Genomic DNA, 22963 nt, shown 5'->3' on the forward strand with positions numbered 1-22963 from the left:
TTTTTGCGTTCATTGTCAGGGCAATTTACCCAATCGCGACTGCTTTCACATCGTCGTCGATGTAAGCTTCGTATTGCGCGAAGTTGTCGGCGAACATGGAAACCAGTTTCGCGGCCTGACGGTCATAGCTTTCCGGGTTGTCCCAGGTGCGGCGCGGGTTCAGCAGAAGATCTGCAACGCCAGGTACGGATACAGGCACTTCAAAGCCAAAGTTCTCGTCGTTGCGGAATTCCGCATCCGCCAGGGATCCGTCCAGTGCCGCTGTCAGCAGCGCGCGGGTTGCGCGGATTGGCATGCGGGAACCGGTGCCATATGCGCCGCCGGTCCAGCCGGTGTTGACCAGCCAGCAGGTTGCACCATGGGTGGCGATTTTTTCACGCAACAGGTTGCCATACACTTCCGGACGACGGGGCATGAAAGGTGCGCCGAAGCAGGTAGAGAATGTGGGCTCTGGCTCGGTCACGCCTTTTTCTGTGCCAGCCACTTTGGACGTGAAGCCAGACAGGAAGTGATACATCGCCTGCGCAGGTGTCAGACGTGCGATCGGAGGCAGAACACCAAATGCGTCACAGGTCAGCATGATGATGTTTTTCGGGTGACCCCCCAGAGAGTTTTCAGACGCGTTTGAGATATAGTGCAGCGGGTAAGCGCAACGCATGTTGGCTGTCAGGCTGTCATCATCAAAGTCCAGTTCGCGGGTCTCTTTGTCCCAGACCATGTTTTCAATCACGGTGCCGAACTTGGACGTGGTTGCGTAGATCTCTGGCTCTGCCTCGGCGGACAGGTTGATGGTCTTGGCGTAGCAGCCGCCTTCAAAGTTGAAGATGCCCTTGTCGGACCAGCCGTGTTCATCGTCACCGATCAGCACGCGTTCAGGATCTGCGGAGAGGGTGGTTTTACCGGTGCCGGAAAGACCAAAGAAGACCGCACTATCAACCGGGTTGCCCTTGGCGTGGTTCGCGGAACAATGCATTGGCATGATGCCTTTGCCGGGCAGCAGGTAGTTCAGCAGAGAGAAAACAGATTTTTTGTTTTCACCAGCATATTCGGTGCCGCCGATCAGGATGGTCTTCTTGTCGAAGTTCAGCGCGATCACAGTTTCGGAACGACAGCCGTGTTTCGCCGGATCAGCCTGGAAGCTTGGGCAGTTGATGACGGTGAATTCAGGTGCGAATTCATCCAGCTCTTCCGCATCCGGACGACGCAGCAGGTGACGGATGAACAGGCCATGCCATGCAAATTCAGTGACCATACGCACGTCCAGACGGTTTGCCGGGTCGGCACCGCCAAAAAGATCCTGTACGTAGTAATCTTTGCCTTTCATGTGCTCCAGCATGTCAGCATGCAGCGCATCAAAGGCGTCAGGCGTCATCGGGGCGTTGTTTTCCCACCAGATGGTGTCTTCCACGGAAGGCGTGCGAACAACAAATTTATCTTTCGGAGAACGACCGGTGTGTTTTCCGGTTTCAACCAGGAAGGTGCCGCCATTGCCAAGGTGGCCTTCGCCACGGCCAAGAGCAGCTTCTACCAGTGCGGCTTCGTTCAGGTTGTAATAGACGTTCCCCAGTCCTGAGATGCCCTGATCTTCAAGTTTGCAGTTAGGGTTGACGCGTCCTGTCATTGGTATGCTCCTGTGTCCGGCTTGCGGAGGAATTACAAAAACCGCCCCAAATGGCGGCCGACCCTGCGGTGAGTCGCGATCTTCTTAACATGGGGGAAATTGGGGTGAACAGGCAGCTGACCCATAGTTAGCGCAATCAAATGACATATTTGTAAATGAAATTTCGGTGATGTTGCAGAAATCCCGTAAATGAAGCAAAATCCGCAAGAGGCGGCCGGGTTGGCAGCAGATTAACGAATGTTATGGGTTTTGGTGATATTCTGTCGTGTAAACGACGGGTGATTCGCAATTAACGGTTGATTCCCGGTGTCGAACCGGGAAAATGTTCAAAAATCTAAGGCGAAAGCAAAAGGAAGCCCGATGTCCCGAATCGCGCTGGTTGATGACGACAGAAATATCCTGACGTCAGTATCTATTACTCTGGAAGCGGAAGGTTTCGAGGTTGAAACCTATAATGACGGTCAGTCCGCTTTGGATGCGTTTACCAAACGGATGCCCGATCTTGCGGTGCTTGATATTAAAATGCCCCGTATGGATGGCATGGATCTGTTGCAGCGCCTGCGCCCGAAAACGCAGATTCCTATTATTTTTCTGACATCCAAAGATGATGAAATTGATGAAGTCCTGGGCTTGCGTATGGGCGCGGATGACTATGTGAAAAAACCGTTTTCGCAACGCCTTCTGGTTGAACGCATCCGGTCGCTGCTGCGCCGTCAGGAAGCTTTGGAAACCAATGAAGTTGCGGTTGAAGAAGATCAGAAAGTCATGCAACGCGGGAACCTTTCCATGGATCCCCTGCGTCATGCGGTGATCTGGAAGGGCAAAGATGTATCCCTGACCGTGACAGAATTTCTGCTTCTGCAATCTCTGGCACAGCGCCCGGGTTTTGTGAAAAGCCGCGATCAGCTGATGGATGTGGCTTATGATGATCAGGTCTATGTGGATGACCGGACCATCGACAGTCACATCAAACGACTGCGGAAAAAAATGCGCATGGTGGATGATAGCTTCTCTGCGATCGAAACTTTGTACGGTATCGGCTATCGTTACAACGAAGAGTGACGATACGGATGCGCAGCAATCAGCCCGGAGCTGATCTATGACTATACCTTCCGGTGATAAAGCCCCGGGGGACCCTCAGGCACACCAACCAGGTGTTGTCCTTGGGGAGGACTGGGTTGCTGCAGACGGATCTGTTGACGCAGAAACCCTGAGCCGGCGAAACCGGGGCGGGATTGTGTCTCTGAACCGGTCGCCGCTTGCCCGCAAAATCATCACGTTTAATCTGCTGGCGCTGATTTTTCTGGTGGCGGGTGTTCTGTTCCTGAACCCATTCCGGGACAGTCTGGTGCTTCAGCGTGAAGTCGGGCTTCAGGCGGAAGCAGAACTGATTGCGGATGTATTTGAAGCACAGCTGCGCTTTGAAAATGCCCGAAGACCGGCAGGGCTGAATGCCCGGGGGATAGACACGTTCTTTGACGCGGGGATCGTTTCCGATACGCTTGCGGGGCTGGAACTGCCCCCCGGGGTTGAAACTTTTGTTTTCTCTCCGGATGGAGATTATCTGGGGTCAGCCCGGGGCCACAGCCGGAATTCGCTGGTGCCCGGATCCGGGGGCGGTGATCGTGCGACTCTGATCACTGATTTTCTGAACTCGATCTGGGATGTGATTTCTGGTGTCCTGGCGCCTGAGATGCCGGAAGATACCCACAGTGCCCGTGATCGCGCGCAACAACTGATCGACCAGACACTGATTGCAGGCGCTATGAGCCGGACCTGGCGCAATGCGCATGAAGGCACCAGTTTCGCGGTCTCAACACCGGTCATGGCGCAGGGGCGGGTGGCTTCGGTGCTCGCCGTTCTGAGTGCTGCTGGCGAAATTGATGAACTGGTGCGACAGGAACGCGAACAGGTGTTGCAGATCTTTGTGATTGCGATCCTTGTTTCGATCGTACTGTCACTTGTGCTGGCCTCTACTATGGCGAACCCGCTGTCCGATCTGGCTGCGGCTGCCGAACTGGGGCGGGATGAGAAAGCCCGCAAGATTAACCCGGGTCGTATCCGGATCCCGGATCTGACGGCGCGACCAGATGAAATCGGGCGTTTGTCGGGTGCGTTGCGGGGCATGGTTGCCGCACTGTATGACCGGATTGACGCCAACGAACAATTTGCCGCTGACGTTGCGCATGAAATTAAGAACCCGCTGGCATCGCTGCGATCCGCGATCGGGACGTTGCGGGTGGCGAAGAAGGATGAACATCGGGACCGTCTGCATGATGTGATCGAACATGATGTGCGGCGCCTGGATCGTCTTGTCAGTGATATTTCAAATGCTTCGCGTCTTGACAGTGAGCTGGTCAAGGAAGACGAACAGGAATTCAATCTTCTCAAGATGCTGAAAAACCTGACAGACTATCTGGCCGGTGAAGCGGAACGCAAAGGGGTTGAATTTATTGCGGATCTTCCGCGCGAGAATATCGTTTTCCACGGGCTTGAGGCCCGGCTGGCCCAGGTTTTTGTCAATCTGATCACCAACGCGATTTCTTTCTGCGAAGACGGTGATGCTATTCGTGTCTGGGTGCGGCGTCGGGATAACCGTATTCTTGTGGTGGTTGAAGACACCGGTCCGGGCATCCCCGATGGGGCCTTGCAGAAGATTTTTAACCGGTTTTACTCTGAACGCCCTGAAAGGCAGTTTGGTAACAATTCCGGGTTGGGGCTGGCAATTTCCAAACAGATCGTCGAAGCTCATGGGGGCGTGATCTGGGCGGAAAACATTCGCCCGACTGAGGCTGACTTAATGTCCGAACCTCTTGGGGCGCGCTTTGTTGTTGGTTTGCCTGTTTAAGAGGAAAGGTGATGTCAGTGAAGGAAGTCAGGACATCACCGGAAATATCCAAAACGTTACACGCAACGGCGGTGGCCCTGAATGGCAAAGCTGTTTTGATCCTCGGGCGATCTGGCAGCGGTAAATCCGGGTTTGCATTGCAACTGATGGCCTGCGGCGCGCTTCTGGTTGCGGACGATCGTGTGCATATAACGAAACAGGATCAGTTCCTTCAGGCCCATGCGCCCGACACCCTGCCGGGGCATGTCGAGGCACGCGGGGTGGGCATTCTGAAAGCTGATTATGTGCAAAGCGCTGAAATCGTGCTGGTTGTTGATCTTGAGACTGCCGAAAAGGACCGCTTGCCGGTCCCTCGCAGTTGCAGCATTCTTGGGGTGAACCTCCCTGTAGTTCGCCGCGTGGATGCCCCGTATTTTCCCGCAGCAATACTGCAGTTTCTGAAAAGCGGACGAGCAGAGCTATGACGGATGACACAATGCAGATGCCTGCAGATACGGGCCAGCGGCTTGTCCTGGTGACAGGCCCATCCGGTGCAGGACGTTCAACCGCGATTAATGTGCTGGAAGATATCGGGTTTGAAGCCATTGATAACCTGCCTCTGACGCTTTTGCCGCGGCTTCTGGACGGCCCCCCGCTTGATCAGCCCTTGGCGCTGGGCATTGATGCCCGCAACCGTGACTTTTCCACCGATGCATTGCTGGATGTTCTGGAACATTTACGGCAGCGCGCAGGCATCAAAGCGCAGACCCTGTTTCTGGATTGCCGCGATGATGTGCTGTTGCGCCGTTTCTCAGAAACCCGCCGCCGTCATCCCCTGGCCCCGGCCGAAGATCCGGCGCTGGGCATTCAGCGGGAAAATGATCTATTGGTGCCGATTCGTGCCCGTGCCGATATTCTGATCGAAACCTCTGAACTGACCCCGCATGAGTTGCGGGCTGAAGTTGAACACTGGTTTGCCCCGGATACCAGCCAACGCCTTGCGGTCAGCATCCACAGTTTTTCCTATAAACGCGGTGTGCCGCGTGGGGTGGATATGATTTTTGACTGCCGTTTCCTGCGCAATCCCTATTGGGAACCTGCTTTGCGGGGCATGAATGGGCAGCATCGTGAGGTGGCTGAATATGTTGCGCAGGACACACGCTTTACAGAGTTCTTTGACAAAGTCACCGATTTGTCGCAAATGCTGCTGCCAGCCTATATCGAAGAAGGTAAGGCACATTTGTCTATCGGGTTTGGCTGCACGGGTGGTCAGCACAGATCTGTAACGGTCGCGGAAAAGCTTGCAGCGACGTTAAGGCAGAACGGGTGGTCAGCATCGCTGCGCCACCGGGAACTGGAACGCAAAGCCAAAGGCGAAAGCCCGAGCGAAGTGGGGAAACGGAATTGATCGGGATTGTGATTGTCGCGCATGGTGGGCTTGCGGGTGAGTATCTGAAGGCCGTGGAACATGTCGTTGGTGTTCAGTCCGGAATGCGTGCGATTGCGATTGAGTATGATCATGACCGCGACAGCAAGCGTGCGGAAATCTGTGCCGCTGCGGATGCGGTTGATGCTGGTGACGGGGTGGCAATTGTCGTTGATATGTTCGGGGGGTCGCCCTCAAACCTGTCGCTGCCGGCCTGCTGCAATGATGACCGCAAAGTGCTTTATGGCGTAAACCTTCCGATGCTGCTAAAGCTGGCGAAATCCCGGTCCCGTCCGTTTGATGTGGCGATTGACAATGCGTTGCAGGCGGGGCGGAAGTATATAAATTGTTGCGACGGCATGCGTGCAGGGTAAGTAAAAATGGCAATCAGAACACTGAACATTATTAACGAAAAAGGGCTGCATGCCCGTGCCTCTGCCAAACTGGTGGAAGTTGTGGAAGCCCATGAGGCCCGTGCTGAAGTGCGTCGCGATGGTATGGATGCCTCGGGGGACTCTATTATGGGGCTTTTGATGTTGGCAGCCTCTAAGGGAACCTCTATTGAGGTCGAAACCAGCGGTGATCAGGCAGATGCGCTGCTTGAAGCAATTGACGCGCTGGTTGCCGATAAATTCGGCGAAGATTTTTAATACAGCCCTTTTGGGCACAAATGAAGCGGATGGCGTCTTGACTGAGAATACCTCCAATACCCCCGATCAGCAGAATGCCAATCCTGTTATTGACCGCAATGTCGATCCTTATGACGGACGTCGCCTGTCTTATGCCAACACATTCACCAACCCGTGGAAGGTCACGACCATCCGGGTGCTCGAATGGCTGACAGGCAAGGCGCTTTTGCTGTTTAAGATCCGTAAATTTGAGAAAAGCGGCGTGCCTTTCGGGCATCCGTTCTTCACCAAAGGCCTGAAAGCGATGGGGATTGAGATCCTCACCCCGCAGGAACAGCGCGACCAGATCCCAAAGACAGGCCCGCTGATCGTTGTGGCGAACCACCCGGGCGGTCTTGTGGATGGTCTGATTGCGGCTGAACTGATTGGTCAGGTGCGCACGGATTATAAGATCCTGACGCGTTCCCTGCTGACGGGTGTGGCTGAGATTGAACATTTCATGCTGCCTGTTGCTTTCCCACATGAGGAAGACAGCAACCGTAAGAATCTGAACATGCGCAAAGAAGCGATGAAGCACCTGAAGGACGACGGGGTGATTATCCTTTTCCCGGCGGGTCAGGTGGCAGCGTCTGAAACCTGGTTTGGTGAAGCGATCGAAGCTGAATGGAACCCATTCACCGCCAAGATGATTGAGCGTTCCGGTGCAACCGTGCTGCCGATCTATTTTCCGGGCCAGAACTCCCGTGCGTATCAGATTGCAAACCAGGTGTCCGCAACCCTGCGCCAGGGCCTGCTGTTGCATGAGATCAAATACGCGCTGAACAAACCGCAGAAACCGGTAATCGGTCAGCCCCTGTCACAGGATGATCTGAAAGAACACTACAGCAATTCCCGCGGCTTCATGACCTGGCTGCGCCAGAAAGTGCTGGATCTGCGCGAGAAGTGATCAGCTGATCCATAAAGAAAGAAGCCCGGCAATGCCGGGCTTTTCTGTATCTGTGGATTACCGTGTCGGGACGGGTGTTTCACCGCGATAGTCATAAAAACCACGCCCGGTTTTGCGGCCCAGCCAGCCGGCTTCGACATATTTGGTCAGCAGCGGGCAGGGGCGGTATTTGGTGTCGGCCAGGCCATCATGCAGCACGTTCATAATCGCAAGGCATGTGTCCAGACCAATGAAATCCGCAAGTTCCAGCGGGCCCATCGGGTGGTTGGTGCCAAGCTTCATCGCACTGTCGATTGATGACACGTTGCCCACACCTTCATACAGCGTATAAACGGCCTCGTTGATCATCGGCATCAGGATGCGGTTCACGATGAAAGCTGGGAAATCTTCGGCGCTAGCGGCGGTTTTCCCCAGTTTTTCCACAACGGCCAGCAGGGCTTTGTAGGTTGGTTCATCCGTGGCGATGCCGCGGATCAGTTCCACCAGCTGCATCACGGGCACCGGGTTCATGAAGTGGAAGCCCATGAATTTTTCCGGGCGGTCCGTACCGGATGCCAGGCGCGTGATGGAAATAGACGAGGTGTTTGAGGTCAGGATTGTCTCTGGCTTCAGATGCGGGACGAGTTCCTTAAAAATCGAAACTTTAATTTCTTCTCGTTCTGTCGCGGCCTCGATCACCAGATCGGTCTGACCCAGTTCAGGCAGACTAAGGGTCGTGGAAATCCGCGCCAGTGCGGCATCACGATCGGCCTGAGAAACCTTGTCGCGGCTGACCTGGCGGTCAATGTTTTTGGTGATCCGGGTGATCGCAGCAGTCAGGTTATCCTCAGAGATGTCATTAATCACAACATCATAGCCCGCCAGTGCAAACACATGCGCAATGCCATTGCCCATCTGACCTGCGCCAATAACACCAACCGACTGAATATCCATTCTCTCGCCCTTTCGATCTGGCCTTACACGACCTGCCAGACCATAGGCCCGCCAGCCGAGGCGGCGCAAGAGGGTGAACGCAGGGTAAAGCGAATTTGTCTAATTTGTCGCTTAGGCATTTGGAAACTTTCTGCTGTCAGGAATCAACACGGGTGAATTGAAATAAAAGTGAGGTGGGACTGTTCATGGCCTATGAAAATCTGAGTGAATCCCTGCTGGATTATTATCCTTGCCGGTATGGGAAATCGAAACTGCTGTTCCGGGGGCCAAAGCGTAAGCTGGATCAGCCCTATGTCGCCTATCTGGGCGGGACGCAGACCTATGGGAAGTTTATTGAAAAACCATATTCCGACATTGTTGAAGAACTAAGTGGCGTGATGTCGGTGAACCTTGGCTGTGTGAACGCCGGGATCGATGTGTATGCCCATGACCAGGCTGTGATGGATGTCTGCCATAATGCGGAACTGACGGTGGTGCAGGTGCTGGGTGCGCAGAATATGTCGAACCGGTTTTATTCCGTGCATCCGCGGCGCAATGATCGTTTCGTGCGGGCGTCTACCCTTTTGCAGACGATTTACCGCGAGGTTGATTTCACGGAATTCAATTTCACGCGTCACTTGCTGACCAGCCTGAAAACCCTGTCGCCGGACCGGTTTGAAATTGTCCGGCGCGAATTGAAAGATGCCTGGGTTGCGCGGATGAAAAACCTTCTGTCGCAGATCGAAGGTAAGAAATTATTGGTCTGGCTGTCGGAGTTCACGCCGGAAGATGAAGAGGAAAATATCGAAAGCCAGGGCGATGCGCCTTTGTTTATTGATCGTGAGATGATCAATGCACTGGATGATCAATATGACGGCTATCTCGAAATTGTGCCACCAGCGGATATGATGTCGGGCGACACGGATGGTATGGTGATTTCCCCCATGGAAGAACCGACCGCATCCGAACTGATGTCCGTCACCTGTCATCAGGAAGTCGCGCAGGTGATCAGTGATGCGGTTTCGGATCTTCTGCAACAAAAAGGCCCGCGCAATCGGCGGGCCCTTTAAAATTCTCAGATCAGCGTTGTATCAGAGCTTTTCAGTCAGCTCTGGTACGGCTGCGAACAGGTCAGCGACCAGACCGTAATCAGCAACCTGGAAGATCGGTGCTTCTTCGTCTTTGTTGATCGCAACGATGATCTTAGAGTCTTTCATACCAGCAAGGTGCTGGATGGCGCCGGAAATACCGATCGCGACATACAGATCAGGTGCAACCACTTTACCGGTCTGACCAACCTGCCAGTCGTTCGGTGCATAGCCGGAGTCAACCGCAGCGCGAGATGCGCCAACAGCCGCATTCAGTTTGTCTGCCAGTTTCTCGATCAGGGCAAAGTCTTCTTCGGAACCAACGCCACGACCACCGGACACAACAACACCCGCAGATGTCAGTTCTGGACGATCAGATTCTGCAACCTTGTCTTCAACCCACTCAGAAAGGCCGGCGTTGCCAGCTGCCGCAACAGCTTCAACAGCGGCGGAACCGCCTTCGCCAGCTGCGTCGAATGTAGAAGTACGTACAGAAACGATTTTCTTCGCATCAGAAGACTTCACAGTCTGGATCGCGTTACCAGCGTAGATCGGGCGCTCAAATGTGTTTGCGTCAACGACGGCAGACACATCAGAGATCACCATCACATCCAGCAGAGCCGCAGCACGTGGCAGGATGTTTTTCGCACTGGAGGTCGCAGGCGCTACGATGTGCTCATAGTCGCCAGCCAGGGAGACCAGCAGATCTGCCATTGGTTCAGCCAGACCGTTGCCATAAGCAGCGTCATCTGCGCAGAGAACCTTGGAAACACCGTCCAGTTTCGCCGCTGCTTCCGCAGCACCGCCACAGCCTGCGCCAGCGCAGAGAACAGTAACATCACCCATGGCTTTCGCCGCGGTCAGAGCTTTTGCAGTTGCATCAACGGAGAGTTCGCCACCAGCAACTTCAGCCAAAAGAAGTACAGCCATTATATTGCTCCCGCTTCTTTAAGTTTCGCAACCAGTTCATCAACAGAACCAACGATTTCGCCCGCCTTACGTGCTTCCGGTTCAGTAGTGGAAACAATTTCAAGACGTGGGGAAACATCAACGCCATAATCCGCAGCTGTTTTCTCATCCAGCGGCTTTTTCTTGGCTTTCATGATGTTTGGCAGAGACGCATAGCGCGGCTCGTTCAGGCGCAGGTCAACAGTCACAACTGTTGGCATTTTCACCTTGATGGTCTGCAGACCGCCGTCGACTTCGCGGGTTACAACCGCGTTGTCACCGTCGATGTCCAGCTCGGATGCGAAAGCGCCCTGGGACCAGCCCAGAAGTGCGGACAGCATCTGGCCGGTTGCGTTCATGTCGTTGTCGATCGCCTGTTTGCCAGCGAGAACCAGACCTGGCTGCTCTTCGTCAACAATGGCTTTCAGGGTTTTCGCAACCGCGAGCGGTTCGATGTCCTGGTGCACGTCATCGGCTGCAATAACCAGGATCGCGCGATCCGCGCCCATCGCCAGAGCAGTACGCAGAGTTTCCTGTGCCTGCTTTACGCCAATGGATACAGCGACGACTTCCTCAGCTTTACCAGCTTCTTTCAGGCGGATGGCCTGTTCGACGGCAATCTCGTCAAATGGGTTCATCGACATTTTAACGTTGGCGAGATCAACACCGCTGCCGTCCGCTTTTACGCGTACTTTCACGTTATAGTCGATCACGCGTTTTACAGGTACGAGTACCTTCATGGCGTGTTTCTCCTCAAAATCTGGCGCCACACCGGACACCATTCAAAGCTCTCCCGCATGTGTTAGCGATTCTGCGGCGCGGGAAACAGGTCAAAATCGACGCAACGCGGCGTTTGCCGTCGCGTTTTCCCATTTTGAAGGGGATTCATTGCAGGAATATTTCGTGCTCAGTCGTGATCAGGTCAGGCCTTATCGTAGTAATGCCCGGTTTTCCAGGGGTACAGCCAGAGCGCCTCAAGAAGCTCATCCGAAATATCCCCATCCATCAGCGTGATGACATGTCCCTTCAGGTCTTCAGATTCGAACCATTCAGAAATCGCTTTGGTGAAGGCTTCATGGGGTGCGATCTCATCTTCCCAGAACGGGCTGCTGCCCATGTCCTCACGCAGCTCCATGTCCCGCGCTATGGCGATTGCGAAACGGTCCAGAGGGATGGTTTTAATGCAGTTCACAAGTGTTCCAACCGGCATTCCCGCCATCGCGAACATGCAGGAAAAACCGTCTATTTCCGGACGTGCATATTCACACCTGGCATTCAGAAGATGCGTGGCAAAAGATTGGATCCAGTTCTGTTGGGGCGTTGTCCAGGAGTGGATGGGCCAGTCGGTTCGTGAGGCACGTGCGAAAGCCAATGGAATGCCGCATGCTAGTGGGTCTTCGCCTTGTGCAAGGCTTCGGGCAATTGCGGGCAACAGCCAGAGAAAGGTCGTTTTTCCATCCGGATTGTCACCAAAGGCGGACCCAAGCCAGTCCTCCAGCATTTGTGTACTGACATCCATCCGGGGCTGACGCAGTATCTCGGCTTCCCGCTCTTCGCTCATACAGCAAAACGTGCAGACCTCCAGGCTGTCAGGCCTGCTGGCGGGGAAGGTTTCAGGGGCAATTTCAACCAGATGCGCAAGTTCCGGCGACAGAAAGCCGCCGGGTGTATGCGCATCCGATTCCATCAGCGATTGGCGCCAGGCACCCAGAGCACGTCTGTTTCGCCGTTATCATTGGCCGCACGGGCGGCAACGAAGAACCAGTCGGACAGGCGATTCAGGTATTTGATCACGGCGGGGTTTACAGATTCGATCTCGGCCAGTTCCACCGCACAACGTTCTGCGCGCCGCGATACCGTGCGACAGATGTGCAGATGTGCGGCAAGGGCAGAGCCGCCGGGCAGAATGAAGCTGCGCAGGGGCGCAATGTCTTTGTTCATCGCGTCAATTTCAGCTTCCAGCCGTTCGACCTGCGCCATTGTGGCACGCAGGGGCGGGTATTCTGACTCGGCGTCTTTTTCCATATCCGGGCGACACAGATCCGCGCCCAGATCAAAAAGATCATTCTGGATCATGGAAAGCTGCGCGTTGAAATCGCCTTCGGCATGCAGCCGGGCCACGCCGAGGTGCGAGTTCAGTTCATCCGTGGTGCCATAGGCTGTCACGCGCAGGGAATGTTTTGCCACCCGGTCGCCATTGCCAAGTGCTGTGTCGCCCTTGTCACCGGTGCGTGTGTAGATCTTATTCAGAACAACCATTTAGCCAATACCCCCGCGCAGCGCGATGAACAGCAGGATCAGCGCAACCGCGACTGCCTGGGCAATAATGCGCCAGCGCATCAGCCGGTTTGAATGCTTTTTGTTAAATTCCCCGCCTTTGGCAAAGCCGCCAATGCCGGTCATCAGCACAACCAGCGTGACCAACACAGCCAAGGCCACCAGTATAAAAATAGGGTCGCTAAACATGAGATTCCTTTCGTCCTGCGCGCCCCGGTTTAACGTGAATACAGAAAAAAGCGAAGCGGCATTGCGCCACCCCGCCAGGGAGGAAGATACAGTAGGGGCGTGTGGAGTATCGGAAGGCTGTGTCTGCTGCTTTACCCATTGCCGCGTGTATATTCGTGGTCTTTACGCGGCAATCCGTTGCTTCGGGTTGTGGTGTCAGTGGCTTTGTACTTCGCGGGACAGAACCATCAGTTCCCGCGCAAATGTGATCAGCTGACCGGTCTGATCCGGGCGCATATTGCCGGCAAGGTCATAAGCAAGATCTTCAAGGATCTGTGCGGCTGTCTGCATGCGTTCTTCTTTTGCAGGCCGGGTGGAAATGTAGCTGTCCATGTTGACGATGGTTTCAGTCGCTTGCATTGTGCTTCTCCTTTGGGTCGTGTCCCGTTCGCGTTGTCTGTTGTCAATCGGGTTCAGTTTAAAACTGTTCTTTGGGGGCGTGGTCTTGGGTTGCGAAAATTCACTCGAAAATATGAGCAAATTCAGGTCTGAGTGTTGGTTGTGGGTATCAGATGTGGCGGTTTTGCGGATTTGTGCGCCAGTTGCAGTGTTCAGGGTTTCGCTTTCTTGTTGCCATATTCCCATTGGATGCATGGCCTGTAAATGTGTGCAACTGGAACAGAAACGATATAAATTCGCACAGTTTGACCGCGAATTGTGTCAATATCTGACTGAGGTGTGCCGATTGTGCACATCGTGTAACTACTCTGTTGATGTGCGTACTTGAGTAGTCATCGTCGGTGCATTATGTATTCCTGTCAGAGATTGTGAGTGACTGAGTTAGTAGGATGCGGATCGGTGTCAGTAGCAAGTAAACGAGTTTTGTTCCCATCTCGCGAGAATGAAGGAACGCAGTCAGACCCTGCCGCGATACGTCAGACGATTTGTGACCGGCTGCGTGTTGTTTCGGAAATGGTTGGCTCTGTCAGCGCATTTGCTGATGAAGTTGGCGTCAACCGAACGCAGTTAAGTAGATATCTGAACGGTCAGTCTATTCCGCGGCCTGAATTTCTCGTGCGTGTTTCATCCGTATACAATCTGCCACTGAACTGGCTGATGGTGCCTCATGAGGATCCTGACGTCAGTCTTAGCGAACATCAGCTTTCGGGTGATTTGCACCGGATGTTTGCGAGACGTCACTTCCAGCTGAACGAAAATTTGCTTCCCAGCGGATTGTATATGTTCTGGAAGGGGCTGTTTCAGCAGCCAGGGCGATATGAAGGCTACATGGCAAGCGTCAAGCTGAACAACGGCGTCGCCAAAGTCCGGACGATCATGATCAAAAATCTCAGACGCTACGGTATTCTTGAGAAATCAGACCCGATTGATCATGTGTGTCTTGGGGTGGGTGTAAAATCACATTCCGGGATCAATATTTCGTTTTCAGATTCTGTTGCGAATGTGATGGCAACCAGTTTTCTGTTGCCGGCTTCCCCGCTGCGCTTTCGAAGCAACGATACTTATTCCGGTTTTATGTCGCTCAGCTATACGCCGGGACGGGATCAGCTGAACTGGGTGCCTTGCGTGATGGAATTGTTGCCTGCGAATGTATCTGATGTGCTTGCTGCGGCACGGCGTTCCGGGGTGTATGATAAGGGTGAGCTGCCAGAAGAAATCCAGCACCAGATCGACACATTGGATATTCCGCAGTACGGGTTACGCTGATCGCCGGGTTCAGGCCCGGCGTGCCAGCCAGTCCAGCCCGCGTGTCGGCAGCAACCGTTTTGCAATCCCCATGATATAGGTCGGCGTGGTCACATAATAGCGTGGCTTCGGGCGTTTGCTTTCCAGCGCATGGATCAGCTTTTTTGTCACCGCTTCGGGTGGCAGTTCAAATGTGTCCTTGTTTCCGCTTTCATCATACAGCCGTGGCAGGAAGGCCTTTTCATATTCAGTGCGGCGTGCAGAGTCTTCCCAATTGATCCATTTTTCAAACGGCTTTTGCGAATTTTTGCGGATCTTTGTGGTGATCGGGCCGGGTTCGATCAAAATAACATCAATCCCGGTGCCATGCATTTCCAGGCGCAGCGTGTCGGTCAGCCCTTCCATGGCGAATTTTGTGGAATTATAGGCACCGCGATAGCGCAGGGCGGCAAAGCCAAGCACCGAGGAACATTGCACAATCCGCCCGTGCCCCTGTTTGCGCATCACCGGAATGACCCGGCGGGTCAGGTCATGTACGCCAAAGAAGTTCGCCTCAAAGATCTGGCGCAGGGCACCGCGTGGCAGATCTTCCACCGCCCCGGGGATTGCATAGGCACCATTGTTAAAGACCGCATCCAGTGTGCCGCCGGTTGCGTCCAGAACCTCGGCCAGGCCGCTTTCAATGCTGGCTTCGTCTTCATAATCAATGCGCGGGCTTTCAAAGCCCTCATCCCGAAGGCGTGCGCAATCTTCGATCTTGCGGCAAGAGGCAAAAACCTGCCAGCCACGCGCACGTAAACCATGCGCAGCGTCATAACCAATGCCCGATGAGCAGCCTGTAATCAGAATGGATTTTGTCATGAAGTTTCCCCGAAAGCCTGCGCATGTGTCGCCCAGGTCAGGGAATTTGTCACGCGTTATTCGTGCGGGGTGGACGCCGTGGCGACTGATGCGTTGGCAGCTGCAAATGATTGTAGCGCGGGTACTGATTTAGATGCCCGCGCCATATCGTAGTGAAATCGCCAGTTTGTAGTCTTGATAAAATTGATCGAGATGGGGGGTCAGTTTGCCGCCTGCAGGAAGGATGCAGACATGTATCCGATTTCCGAGCTGTCCAGCACAACCAGTTCCGCCCAGCTGCCGTGATGGGCCAGAACTTCAACTTCAGTCCCGCGTGTCAGGCTTGCGACAACGCTGTTGCTGGTGGATGGGCCGGAACGCAGGTTCACCACATTGCCGCTGACCTGAAAAACCTGGCTGGTTGTTGCGCCCGAAGCAGCCGCCTGATGAATACGGGCTTCTGCCGGTGCGTCCGAGCTGCCCATGTTTACCATTTTACGCAGATAGGTTGGTGAATCTGAACGGGCGTATTCCCGGATTGTCACGCCTTCTGCATGCGCCACGCCAAGTGTTTCCGTCAGTTGCGGTGGTTGGGCAGGTGGCGGAGCCAGGGTTTCAACAGGCTGCTGCACAGGTTCTGAAGCTTGCGTGGCCTCAGCAACAGTTGCTGTTTCGGTTGTTGGCTGAGATGTTTTTTCGCCGGTTGTCATGGCGACAATTGCCATAACCGCGACGAGAAGCGTCGTTAATCTGATCATTACCCAAATACTCACTTGTTACCCAAATTCAAACTATCCGATTAAGGTTAATTTGTCTCGGGGGAATGAAAATTATTTTTACCCCCTGAGCGAGTCCCCGGGATGATCTGAGGTGGGTTTACCAGGGCGCGCCGGACGGGTATCACGAAGGCATGAGCGATATTATTCAAGACGACCCGGAAATGCCCGAAGATGGGCTGAACGAAAGTGCCGAACCCCTGCGCCGCGCCATTGGCGAACGCTATCTGACCTATGCGTTAAGCACAATTATGCACCGCGCCCTGCCGGATGCACGCGATGGTCTGAAGCCTGTTCACCGGCGAATCCTTTACGCGATGAGTCGTCTGAAGCTGGCCTCATCCGGCGGCTTTCTGAAGTCTGCGAAAATTTCAGGCGACACGATGGGGGATTTCCACCCGCATGGCGACGCGGCGATTTACGATGCCATGGCGCGTCTCGCGCAGGATTTCTCGGTGCGTTATCCGCTGGTCGATGGTCAGGGCAACTTCGGCAATATCGACGGTGATAACCCGGCGGCCTCACGTTACACAGAAGCGCGGATGACCAAAGTGGCGGAAGCCATGCTGGAAGGTCTGAACGAGGACAGCGTTGATTTTCGCGACAACTACGATGGCCGCCTGACAGAACCCGCCGTTCTGCCTGCGACCTTCCCGAACCTTCTGGCAAACGGATCCAGCGGGATCGCGGTTGGCATGGCGACCAATATTCCGCCCCATAATATCGCGGAACTTTGTGACGCCTGCCTGCATCTGATCAAAACCCCGGATGCCCGTGATGAGACTTTGCTTAACTATGTACCCGGCCCGGATTTCCCGACCGGTGGTGTGATCGTTGAGCCACGCGAAAGCATCCTGGAAACCTACCAGACCGGCCGCGGCGCGTTCCGCCTGCGCTGTAAGTGGGAAGTCGAAGATCTGGGGCGTGGGACCTGGCAGATTGTGGTCACTGAGATCCCTTATCAGGTTCAGAAATCCAAGCTGATCGAGAAAATCGCCGAAGCCATCCAGCTGAAAAAGATCCCGATCCTGGGCGATGTGCGCGATGAAAGCGCGGAAGATATCCGCCTGATCATCGAGCCGAAGTCAAAGAATGTTGATCCTGACATTCTGATGAACGCGCTTTTTAAGAATTCCGATCTTGAGATCCGCTTTAACCTGAACATGAACGTGCTGATTGACGGTGTGACGCCAAAGGTCTGTTCCCTGAAAGAGGTTCTGCGCGCTTTCCTTGATCACCGTCGCGATGTTCTGCAGCGCCGTTCCACCTATCGCATGGGTCAGATTGATAAGCGTCTGGATGTTCTCAAAGGCTATATTATTGCCTTCCTGAACCTTGATCGTGTGATCGAAATCATCCGGAATGAAGATGATCCCAAAGCTGTCATGCTGGCGGAAGACTGGGGTGACGGGGTTTACCTGAACGAACCTCAGGCCGAAGCCATCCTGAACATGCGCCTGCGCTCTCTGCGCCGTCTTGAAGAGATGGAACTGAAGCGCGAACATGATGAATTGCTTGAGGAACGTAAGGGTCTTGAGGAACTTCTGGCGGATGAGGGCCTGCAATGGGGCCGTATTTCTGATCAGCTGAAAGAGACCAAGAAAACCTTTGGCAAGGCTTACGATGGCGGCCTGCGTCGCACGCAATTCTCGGAAGCTGTGGAAGTCGAAGACGTCCCGATTGAGGCGATGATCGAACGTGAACCGATCACTGTGGTTTGTTCCGAAATGGGTTGGGTCCGGGCGATGTCCGGCCATATCGCGCTTGATAAAGAGCTGAAATTCAAAGACGGCGACGGCCCGCGCTTTATGTTCCATGCGGAAACCACTGATCGCCTGCTGGTCTTTGGTGCGAACGGGCGCTTCTATACTGTGCCTGCGTCCAGCCTGCCGGGCGGACGTGGCATGGGTGAACCCCTGCGCCTGATGATTGATCTGCCGAATGATGCGGAAATCGTTGATTTCTTCATTCATCAGCCAGATCGCAAACTGTTGGTGGCCTCTACCGCTGGTGATGGTTTTGTGGTGCCGGAAAGCGATGTTCTGGCGCAGACCCGGACCGGGAAACAGGTGTTGAATGTGCGGGGCGATGTGACTGCACTGACCTGTAAATCCATTGAAGGCGACAGCGTGGCCTGTGTGGGTGAAAACCGAAAAGTCCTGATCTTTGGCGTCGATGAGCTGCCGGAAATGGGCCGTGGCAAGGGTGTGCGTCTGCAGAAATACAAAGACGGTGGCCTGTCGGATGTCCGCACGTTTAACCGTGAAGAAGGCCTGACCTGGCTGGATCCTGCCGGGCGTACGCGTACGGAAATCGAGCTGGACGAATGGGCCGGAAAACGGGCAGGTGCCGGCCGCATGGCGCCAAGGGGCTTCCCGCGCGACAATAAATTCACTTGATCTAGAACCGTCCCGGGCCTGTTTCTGATGGCCCGGGACGGTTTCGTATTATGATATCCCGTGCGACTGGTTCATTTTTTCAGACTCGTTCCTTTTGGAGAATAATGATGAAACTTAAGATGCAGATCGCGGGCTTTCTGGCGTTTATTCTGGCGCTGACGGCCTGTAGCAAAGTTGACCCCACAACAGAACCCCCCGTTGATATGGCCGCTTTTCAGCTGGGTCATAATGTGGTGGTGGCGGGAAATGCGACGCCGGGCCCCCTGACCCGCAGTATTTCAACTGAGGAAATTGATGTCGCGCTGACGCAGGCGATTGATGAACGCTTTGGGCATTATCAGGGCGACCGGTTGCTGCACATTGGCATTGCGGTGGATGGGTATGTTCTGGCGTTGCCGGGTATTCCTACAATTCTTTCACCGAAATCCGTTCTCGCGATCACAGTGAATGTCTGGGACAATGAAACCCAGCAAAAGCTGAACGCAGAACCCCGCCGCTTTTCCGTATTTGAACGCACCTCTGCAGAAACCATCATCGGGTCCGGCCTGACACAAAGCAAATCGGTGCAATTGCAGAACCTCAGTCGCAACGCCGCCCTGAAGATCCAGAACTGGATCCTGGAGCACCCCGACTGGATCACGACGGGCAGTGTTGCGGATCTGGCGAATGAAACTTCAGCCGAAAGGTGACCGGTCTCTTTGTTCCAGTGCGGCGATCTGACAAATGCACCACTGCTCCGCTAAATATATGGCCTACACACTTCGCATCAGGCTTATCTTGACAAGGCACATATATTTTCTGCTATGCTGTTTTTTAATCGTCACGGGCGGAAAGTCCGGACACATAAAGGCGGAGCATGTTATGAAAATTAACCAGTTTACTGGTGCCAGCAGGCGCGACAGATCATCAGCGGGAAACGAGCCGCGGGCGATTGCAGATACCGAAAATTCAGTGCGCGAACGCGAACGTCGTCAGATGCAGGCTGCGGTTTGTATTGAACACCGTGCGCCAAAGTTTGCATATCAGCAGGCGGCCTCAGCATCTTCAGGATCCGCCCATTAGGCATTGGGCCGGGATGTCGCAGATACGGCTGCTCTGGTTGCCCTAATTACCGGCGATCGTTCCTTCATTTATCTGACTGCGGGTTGCTCCAAACCTGTTTGAGAAGGTGTGGCAGAGTGTTTTAATCCGCTGAAAGGTGAACTCAGGCTTGATTTTTTTTTTCAGGCGGCGTAAGCCGCGCGCGATGGAAAACCGGGCCGTTACCCAGGCCCTTAGATAAGACGAGGGCCCCATGGCTAAGGAAAAGTTTGAGCGTAATAAACCGCACTGTAACATCGGTACCATTGGTCACGTTGACCACGGTAAGACGACGCTGACCGCTGCGATCACCAAGCAGTTCTCTAACGAGTTCAAAGCTTACGACGAGATCGACGGCGCGCCAGAAGAAAAAGCACGCGGCATCACCATCTCTACTGCACACGTTGAGTATGAGACAGAGAACCGTCACTACGCACACGTTGACTGCCCGGGTCACGCTGACTACGTGAAAAACATGATCACCGGTGCGGCACAGATGGACGGCGCGATCCTGGTTGTGAACGCAGCTGATGGCCCTATGCCACAGACCCGTGAGCACATCCTTCTGGGCCGCCAGGTTGGCATCCCTGAGATGGTTGTTTTCATGAACAAAGTTGACCAGGTAGACGACGAAGAGCTGCTGGAACTGGTTGAAATGGAAATCCGTGAACTGCTGTCCGAATACGGCTACAACGGCGACGATATCCCTGTTGTTGCTGGTTCTGCTCTGGCAGCTCTGGAAGACCGTGACGACAACATCGGCAAAGAGAAAATCGCTGAGCTGATGGCTGCTGTTGACTCATTCATCCCACAGCCACCACGTGCGATCGACGAGCCATTCCTGATGCCTATCGAAGACGTATTCTCAATCTCTGGCCGTGGTACTGTTGTAACCGGCCGTGTTGAGCGTGGCGCGATCAACGTGGGTGATTCCATCGAAATCGTTGGTATCCGTGACACATCCACCACCACCTGTACTGGTGTTGAAATGTTCCGCAAGCTGCTGGACCGCGGTGAAGCTGGCGACAACATCGGCGCCCTGCTGCGTGGTGTGGACCGTGAAGGCGTTGAGCGTGGTCAGATCCTGTGTAAGCCAGGTTCTGTTAAGCCTCACACCAAGTTCGAAGCAGAAGTTTATATTCTGACCAAAGAAGAAGGCGGTCGTCACACCCCATTCTTCGCGAACTACCGTCCACAGTTCTACTTCCGTACAACTGACGTCACCGGTACATGCATCCTGCCAGAAGGCACCGAGATGGTTATGCCAGGCGACAACCTGAAACTGTCTGCTGAACTCATCGCGCCAATCGCGATGGAAGAAGGCCTGCGCTTCGCGATCCGCGAAGGTGGCCGCACAGTAGGTTCCGGTGTTGTTTCCACAATCATCGAGTAATTTCGCGCCGCTGTTCTTACGGTGCCCCACAGCGACTGACGCAGTCAGCGCGAGGGGGCACACCCCCCAAATAAAGAACCCCCGCTCTGAAACGAGCGGGGGTTTTTGTTTTATATATTCCCGCGCGTCTGTTAGGTTCCGACTGATTAGGTCTACAAGCCATTATTGAAGAATGCTTTTTCATCATGCCAAAAAGAGATGCAGGGAAGGGGAAGTACTTTTTTCCGGAAAGCGATTTTGAGCTCGGTTGGGCAATCGAAGCCTTTGGTGCGCTGCTGGCCACCCCCTGGATGATAATTCGCTACCTGTTTATGCCCATATTTAAAGAGGTCGAGAAGACTGTAATTGAAGCGGTGCGCCAAGCTCTTCCACCAGACGAGAGGCGTATTTTCGATACCCAGATCAGCAAAGTAAACTTTGTACAGAGCGGTGGCGGGGGTGACGAGCTGGAGGCGGTTCTCATGAGGTGGCGGTTAATACGGATGCATCCATTTCGAATGCCGAAGTTTCCCTATGGGGAACCAAGCTGTGTTCTATTCGCGACTGTAAAACTCGGGCTGGAGGGTAAGATATTCACAGCGGATATTATCGCTTATGATGGTTCCTGTGATTTCATCATCATCCGCCCGGATCCGTATGACTTCTATAGACGCACAGACTTTAAGGTGCTGGATGTTGATATTGAGCCGGTGGAAATCGATCATAAAGGAAAGTTTGTGAAATTTGTGCAGTGAACAGGGCAAGAGGAAAATCCGTCAGTGATAGCTTCATTACCCTTTGCGATCCGTCATGGTGTTGAAAAAGGATGATGTCACCGCGCGCAGAGTTTCTTTCAGGCCGTGCCGTGCTACGGTCCTGGCAACAGCAGGAGGGCGAAATGGATCAGAATTGAACAAACATCTATTATGAAATTGTGATGTGAGGACAGTTATGAAACATCCCTTCCCCGATGCGCATGCGCGCAACCCTGTATCCCTGCCGGACGGGCAGGTTTTGCAAAATCTTGTTTATCTCAATCAGGTCATAGATCACCCGAATATGACCATTGGCGATTTCAGTTATTACAACAGTTTTACGCCAGTGGAAGATTGGGCGGGGCGCATTGCGCCTTATCTTTACGCGGGTGCGCCGGAAAAGCTGACGATTGGTAAATTCTGCCAGTTTGCCCAGGGCACACTATTTATCACCAGTTCTGCGAACCATCCGATGCGCGGGGTGTCGACCTATCCGTTTGCGATTTTTAATCCCGAAAGCCTGGGGGCTTATGCGGATGAAATTGCAGAGACTGGCGACACGGTGATCGGCCATGATGTCTGGTGCGGGCATGACGCGAAGATCATGCCGGGCGTGACGATTGGCAATGGTGTGATTGTGGGCGCCGGGGCTGTGGTGACACGGGATGTGCCGGATTACGCCGTGGTGGCGGGCAACCCGGCGCGGATCGTGCGGATGCGCTTTGCCGATGACATTATCGCAGCGCTGAACAGGATTGCCTGGTGGCACTGGCCGGTCGGGAAAATTGCAGAGCATGTCCCTGCAGTTTCTTCGGCCCTTGAAGGTGGTGATATTTCTGCGCTGCGATCAGCGGTTGAAAATAGTACCAAATAGGCCTTCGCCAAGCGCGCTCAGGATCTGGGCGCGTTTGTTGTTGCCGTCACCCTGGTGGGCAATCAGCACGATGGAGCTTTTCTGGTGATTGCTGAGTTCAGACACCTGCAGATCGATATTATAGTTGCGCAGAACCTGTTCAGCAGAGCGATCCAGGTGGGTGTTCCCGGCAAATGCGGGTGCGGCGGCCAGAAGGGCAGCGGCGAAAGTGAGGGTTTTCAGCATGGTCAGAACCTCCTGTAGTCTGCTGTAAATGTAGGAACACCGGCGGGGATTGGAACCCCGCCGGTGCATAACAATCTGTGACCGGCGGTTCTGTGC

26 protein-coding genes are annotated in these 22963 nt (G+C 54.1%); 15 read left to right on the forward strand and 11 right to left on the reverse strand.

Going from position 1 to position 22963, the window contains the following annotated elements:
* Positions 1 to 25 precede the first annotated feature (25 nt).
* Positions 26 to 1621: a phosphoenolpyruvate carboxykinase gene (locus H1D41_RS04660; RefSeq protein ID WP_228847823.1), complete on the reverse strand. Its 1596-nt coding sequence runs from the start codon at positions 1619 to 1621 to the stop codon at positions 26 to 28.
* A 360-nt stretch (positions 1622 to 1981) separates the two neighbouring features.
* Here H1D41_RS04660 and H1D41_RS04665 point away from each other — a divergent pair, with 360 nt between their 5' ends.
* The 7 genes from H1D41_RS04665 to H1D41_RS04695 are packed head-to-tail and all read left to right on the forward strand — an operon-like array spanning position 1982 to position 7449.
* Positions 1982 to 2683, forward strand: a complete 702-nt coding sequence (locus tag H1D41_RS04665) for a response regulator transcription factor (RefSeq protein WP_107497328.1) — start codon at positions 1982 to 1984, stop codon at positions 2681 to 2683.
* A gap of 37 nt (positions 2684 to 2720) precedes the next feature.
* Positions 2721 to 4469 (forward strand): sensor histidine kinase, encoded by a 1749-nt coding sequence (locus H1D41_RS04670; RefSeq protein ID WP_228847824.1) that lies wholly within the window; start codon positions 2721 to 2723, stop codon positions 4467 to 4469.
* An 11-nt stretch (positions 4470 to 4480) separates the two neighbouring features.
* Entirely contained in the window at positions 4481 to 4933 is a 453-nt protein-coding gene (locus H1D41_RS04675; RefSeq protein ID WP_228847825.1) for an HPr kinase/phosphorylase, read from the forward strand.
* A 17-nt stretch (positions 4934 to 4950) separates the two neighbouring features.
* On the forward strand, positions 4951 to 5856 hold the full coding sequence (rapZ, locus tag H1D41_RS04680; RefSeq protein ID WP_394355388.1) for an RNase adapter RapZ: 906 nt from the start codon (positions 4951 to 4953) through the stop codon (positions 5854 to 5856).
* A complete protein-coding gene (locus tag H1D41_RS04685; RefSeq protein ID WP_107497325.1) occupies positions 5853 to 6248 on the forward strand; it encodes a PTS sugar transporter subunit IIA in 396 nt (131 codons plus the stop codon). Before rapZ ends, H1D41_RS04685 begins: the two co-directional genes overlap by 4 nt.
* A gap of 6 nt (positions 6249 to 6254) precedes the next feature.
* Positions 6255 to 6524: an HPr family phosphocarrier protein gene (locus H1D41_RS04690; RefSeq protein ID WP_107497324.1), complete on the forward strand. Its 270-nt coding sequence runs from the start codon at positions 6255 to 6257 to the stop codon at positions 6522 to 6524.
* 37 nt (positions 6525 to 6561) lie between these two features.
* Entirely contained in the window at positions 6562 to 7449 is an 888-nt protein-coding gene (locus H1D41_RS04695; protein ID WP_394355384.1) for a lysophospholipid acyltransferase family protein, read from the forward strand.
* A gap of 57 nt (positions 7450 to 7506) precedes the next feature.
* On the opposite strand, the gene H1D41_RS04700 is transcribed toward H1D41_RS04695, so the two are convergent.
* The gene (locus H1D41_RS04700) at positions 7507 to 8382 is read right to left on the reverse strand and encodes a 3-hydroxybutyryl-CoA dehydrogenase (protein WP_228847827.1); all 876 of its coding nucleotides are present in this window, start codon (positions 8380 to 8382) and stop codon (positions 7507 to 7509) included.
* 185 nt (positions 8383 to 8567) lie between these two features.
* On the opposite strand from H1D41_RS04700, the gene H1D41_RS04705 reads away from it, so the two are divergent.
* Positions 8568 to 9431, forward strand: coding sequence for a DUF6473 family protein (locus tag H1D41_RS04705; RefSeq protein WP_107497413.1), 864 nt, complete (start codon positions 8568 to 8570; stop codon positions 9429 to 9431).
* Positions 9432 to 9452: 21 nt separating this feature from the next.
* Here H1D41_RS04705 and H1D41_RS04710 read toward each other — a convergent pair whose 3' ends face one another.
* The 6 genes from H1D41_RS04710 to H1D41_RS04735 all read right to left on the reverse strand — a co-directional run bounded on the left by H1D41_RS04710 (position 9453) and on the right by H1D41_RS04735 (position 13262).
* Entirely contained in the window at positions 9453 to 10379 is a 927-nt protein-coding gene (locus H1D41_RS04710; protein WP_107497321.1) for an FAD-binding protein, read from the reverse strand.
* The gene (locus tag H1D41_RS04715) at positions 10379 to 11137 is read right to left on the reverse strand and encodes an electron transfer flavoprotein subunit beta/FixA family protein (RefSeq protein ID WP_228847828.1); all 759 of its coding nucleotides are present in this window, start codon (positions 11135 to 11137) and stop codon (positions 10379 to 10381) included. Before H1D41_RS04715 ends, H1D41_RS04710 begins: the two co-directional genes overlap by 1 nt.
* A gap of 182 nt (positions 11138 to 11319) precedes the next feature.
* Complete coding sequence (locus H1D41_RS04720) at positions 11320 to 12084, reverse strand: hypothetical protein (RefSeq protein ID WP_228847829.1); 765 nt, start codon at positions 12082 to 12084, stop codon at positions 11320 to 11322.
* Positions 12084 to 12656, reverse strand: coding sequence for a cob(I)yrinic acid a,c-diamide adenosyltransferase (locus H1D41_RS04725; RefSeq protein ID WP_228847830.1), 573 nt, complete (start codon positions 12654 to 12656; stop codon positions 12084 to 12086). The genes H1D41_RS04720 and H1D41_RS04725 overlap by 1 nt, the downstream gene beginning before the upstream one ends.
* Entirely contained in the window at positions 12657 to 12863 is a 207-nt protein-coding gene (locus H1D41_RS04730; RefSeq protein ID WP_107497318.1) for a twin transmembrane helix small protein, read from the reverse strand.
* Between the two features lie 195 nt (positions 12864 to 13058).
* The gene (locus H1D41_RS04735; RefSeq protein WP_228847831.1) at positions 13059 to 13262 is read right to left on the reverse strand and encodes a hypothetical protein; all 204 of its coding nucleotides are present in this window, start codon (positions 13260 to 13262) and stop codon (positions 13059 to 13061) included.
* 438 nt (positions 13263 to 13700) lie between these two features.
* On the opposite strand from H1D41_RS04735, the gene H1D41_RS04740 reads away from it, so the two are divergent.
* Positions 13701 to 14567 carry a helix-turn-helix domain-containing protein gene (locus H1D41_RS04740; protein ID WP_228847832.1) on the forward strand — a complete coding sequence of 289 codons (867 nt, stop codon included), beginning with the start codon at positions 13701 to 13703 and terminating at the stop codon, positions 14565 to 14567.
* Between the two features lie 9 nt (positions 14568 to 14576).
* On the opposite strand, the gene H1D41_RS04745 is transcribed toward H1D41_RS04740, so the two are convergent.
* Together H1D41_RS04745 and H1D41_RS04750 are read right to left on the reverse strand one after the other, a co-directional pair.
* Positions 14577 to 15407 carry an SDR family NAD(P)-dependent oxidoreductase gene (locus H1D41_RS04745; protein ID WP_228847833.1) on the reverse strand — a complete coding sequence of 277 codons (831 nt, stop codon included), beginning with the start codon at positions 15405 to 15407 and terminating at the stop codon, positions 14577 to 14579.
* A 200-nt stretch (positions 15408 to 15607) separates the two neighbouring features.
* Positions 15608 to 16144, reverse strand: a complete 537-nt coding sequence (locus H1D41_RS04750; RefSeq protein WP_228847834.1) for an SH3 domain-containing protein — start codon at positions 16142 to 16144, stop codon at positions 15608 to 15610.
* Positions 16145 to 16296: 152 nt separating this feature from the next.
* On the opposite strand from H1D41_RS04750, the gene parC reads away from it, so the two are divergent.
* From parC to H1D41_RS04780, 6 genes are all read left to right on the forward strand, one after another.
* Positions 16297 to 18561, forward strand: coding sequence for a DNA topoisomerase IV subunit A (gene parC, locus H1D41_RS04755; protein ID WP_228847835.1), 2265 nt, complete (start codon positions 16297 to 16299; stop codon positions 18559 to 18561).
* A gap of 104 nt (positions 18562 to 18665) precedes the next feature.
* Complete coding sequence (locus H1D41_RS04760) at positions 18666 to 19250, forward strand: hypothetical protein (protein ID WP_228847836.1); 585 nt, start codon at positions 18666 to 18668, stop codon at positions 19248 to 19250.
* A 172-nt stretch (positions 19251 to 19422) separates the two neighbouring features.
* A complete protein-coding gene (locus H1D41_RS04765) occupies positions 19423 to 19623 on the forward strand; it encodes a hypothetical protein (RefSeq protein ID WP_228847837.1) in 201 nt (66 codons plus the stop codon).
* A 232-nt stretch (positions 19624 to 19855) separates the two neighbouring features.
* The gene (tuf, locus tag H1D41_RS04770; protein ID WP_228847838.1) at positions 19856 to 21034 is read left to right on the forward strand and encodes an elongation factor Tu; all 1179 of its coding nucleotides are present in this window, start codon (positions 19856 to 19858) and stop codon (positions 21032 to 21034) included.
* Between the two features lie 185 nt (positions 21035 to 21219).
* On the forward strand, positions 21220 to 21768 hold the full coding sequence (locus tag H1D41_RS04775) for a hypothetical protein (RefSeq protein ID WP_228847839.1): 549 nt from the start codon (positions 21220 to 21222) through the stop codon (positions 21766 to 21768).
* 196 nt (positions 21769 to 21964) lie between these two features.
* Positions 21965 to 22642 carry a CatB-related O-acetyltransferase gene (locus H1D41_RS04780; protein WP_228847840.1) on the forward strand — a complete coding sequence of 226 codons (678 nt, stop codon included), beginning with the start codon at positions 21965 to 21967 and terminating at the stop codon, positions 22640 to 22642.
* Here H1D41_RS04780 and H1D41_RS04785 read toward each other — a convergent pair.
* Positions 22616 to 22867, reverse strand: coding sequence for a hypothetical protein (locus H1D41_RS04785; protein WP_228847841.1), 252 nt, complete (start codon positions 22865 to 22867; stop codon positions 22616 to 22618). The genes H1D41_RS04780 and H1D41_RS04785 overlap by 27 nt on opposite strands.
* Between the last annotated feature and the right edge of the window lie 96 nt (positions 22868 to 22963).

The organism is Halocynthiibacter styelae, assembly GCF_016123485.1.
In the GTDB taxonomy this organism is placed as follows: Bacteria; Pseudomonadota; Alphaproteobacteria; order Rhodobacterales; family Rhodobacteraceae; genus Halocynthiibacter; species Halocynthiibacter styelae.

Coding starts and splice junctions, on each gene's coding strand:
- H1D41_RS04660 (WP_228847823.1), bottom strand. CDS start 1,621: ATGACAGGACGCGTCAACCCTAACTGCAAACTTGAAGATCAGGGCATC.
- H1D41_RS04665 (WP_107497328.1), top strand. CDS start 1,982: ATGTCCCGAATCGCGCTGGTTGATGACGACAGAAATATCCTGACGTCA.
- H1D41_RS04670 (WP_228847824.1), top strand. CDS start 2,721: ATGACTATACCTTCCGGTGATAAAGCCCCGGGGGACCCTCAGGCACAC.
- H1D41_RS04675 (WP_228847825.1), top strand. CDS start 4,481: ATGTCAGTGAAGGAAGTCAGGACATCACCGGAAATATCCAAAACGTTA.
- rapZ (WP_394355388.1), top strand. CDS start 4,951: ATGCCTGCAGATACGGGCCAGCGGCTTGTCCTGGTGACAGGCCCATCC.
- H1D41_RS04690 (WP_107497324.1), top strand. CDS start 6,255: ATGGCAATCAGAACACTGAACATTATTAACGAAAAAGGGCTGCATGCC.
- H1D41_RS04700 (WP_228847827.1), bottom strand. CDS start 8,382: ATGGATATTCAGTCGGTTGGTGTTATTGGCGCAGGTCAGATGGGCAAT.
- H1D41_RS04705 (WP_107497413.1), top strand. CDS start 8,568: ATGGCCTATGAAAATCTGAGTGAATCCCTGCTGGATTATTATCCTTGC.
- H1D41_RS04710 (WP_107497321.1), bottom strand. CDS start 10,379: ATGGCTGTACTTCTTTTGGCTGAAGTTGCTGGTGGCGAACTCTCCGTT.
- H1D41_RS04715 (WP_228847828.1), bottom strand. CDS start 11,137: ATGAAGGTACTCGTACCTGTAAAACGCGTGATCGACTATAACGTGAAA.
- H1D41_RS04720 (WP_228847829.1), bottom strand. CDS start 12,084: ATGGAATCGGATGCGCATACACCCGGCGGCTTTCTGTCGCCGGAACTT.
- H1D41_RS04725 (WP_228847830.1), bottom strand. CDS start 12,656: ATGGTTGTTCTGAATAAGATCTACACACGCACCGGTGACAAGGGCGAC.
- H1D41_RS04730 (WP_107497318.1), bottom strand. CDS start 12,863: ATGTTTAGCGACCCTATTTTTATACTGGTGGCCTTGGCTGTGTTGGTC.
- H1D41_RS04735 (WP_228847831.1), bottom strand. CDS start 13,262: ATGCAAGCGACTGAAACCATCGTCAACATGGACAGCTACATTTCCACC.
- H1D41_RS04745 (WP_228847833.1), bottom strand. CDS start 15,407: ATGACAAAATCCATTCTGATTACAGGCTGCTCATCGGGCATTGGTTAT.
- H1D41_RS04750 (WP_228847834.1), bottom strand. CDS start 16,144: ATGATCAGATTAACGACGCTTCTCGTCGCGGTTATGGCAATTGTCGCC.
- parC (WP_228847835.1), top strand. CDS start 16,297: ATGAGCGATATTATTCAAGACGACCCGGAAATGCCCGAAGATGGGCTG.
- H1D41_RS04760 (WP_228847836.1), top strand. CDS start 18,666: ATGATGAAACTTAAGATGCAGATCGCGGGCTTTCTGGCGTTTATTCTG.
- H1D41_RS04765 (WP_228847837.1), top strand. CDS start 19,423: ATGAAAATTAACCAGTTTACTGGTGCCAGCAGGCGCGACAGATCATCA.
- tuf (WP_228847838.1), top strand. CDS start 19,856: ATGGCTAAGGAAAAGTTTGAGCGTAATAAACCGCACTGTAACATCGGT.
- H1D41_RS04775 (WP_228847839.1), top strand. CDS start 21,220: ATGCCAAAAAGAGATGCAGGGAAGGGGAAGTACTTTTTTCCGGAAAGC.
- H1D41_RS04780 (WP_228847840.1), top strand. CDS start 21,965: ATGAAACATCCCTTCCCCGATGCGCATGCGCGCAACCCTGTATCCCTG.
- H1D41_RS04785 (WP_228847841.1), bottom strand. CDS start 22,867: ATGCTGAAAACCCTCACTTTCGCCGCTGCCCTTCTGGCCGCCGCACCC.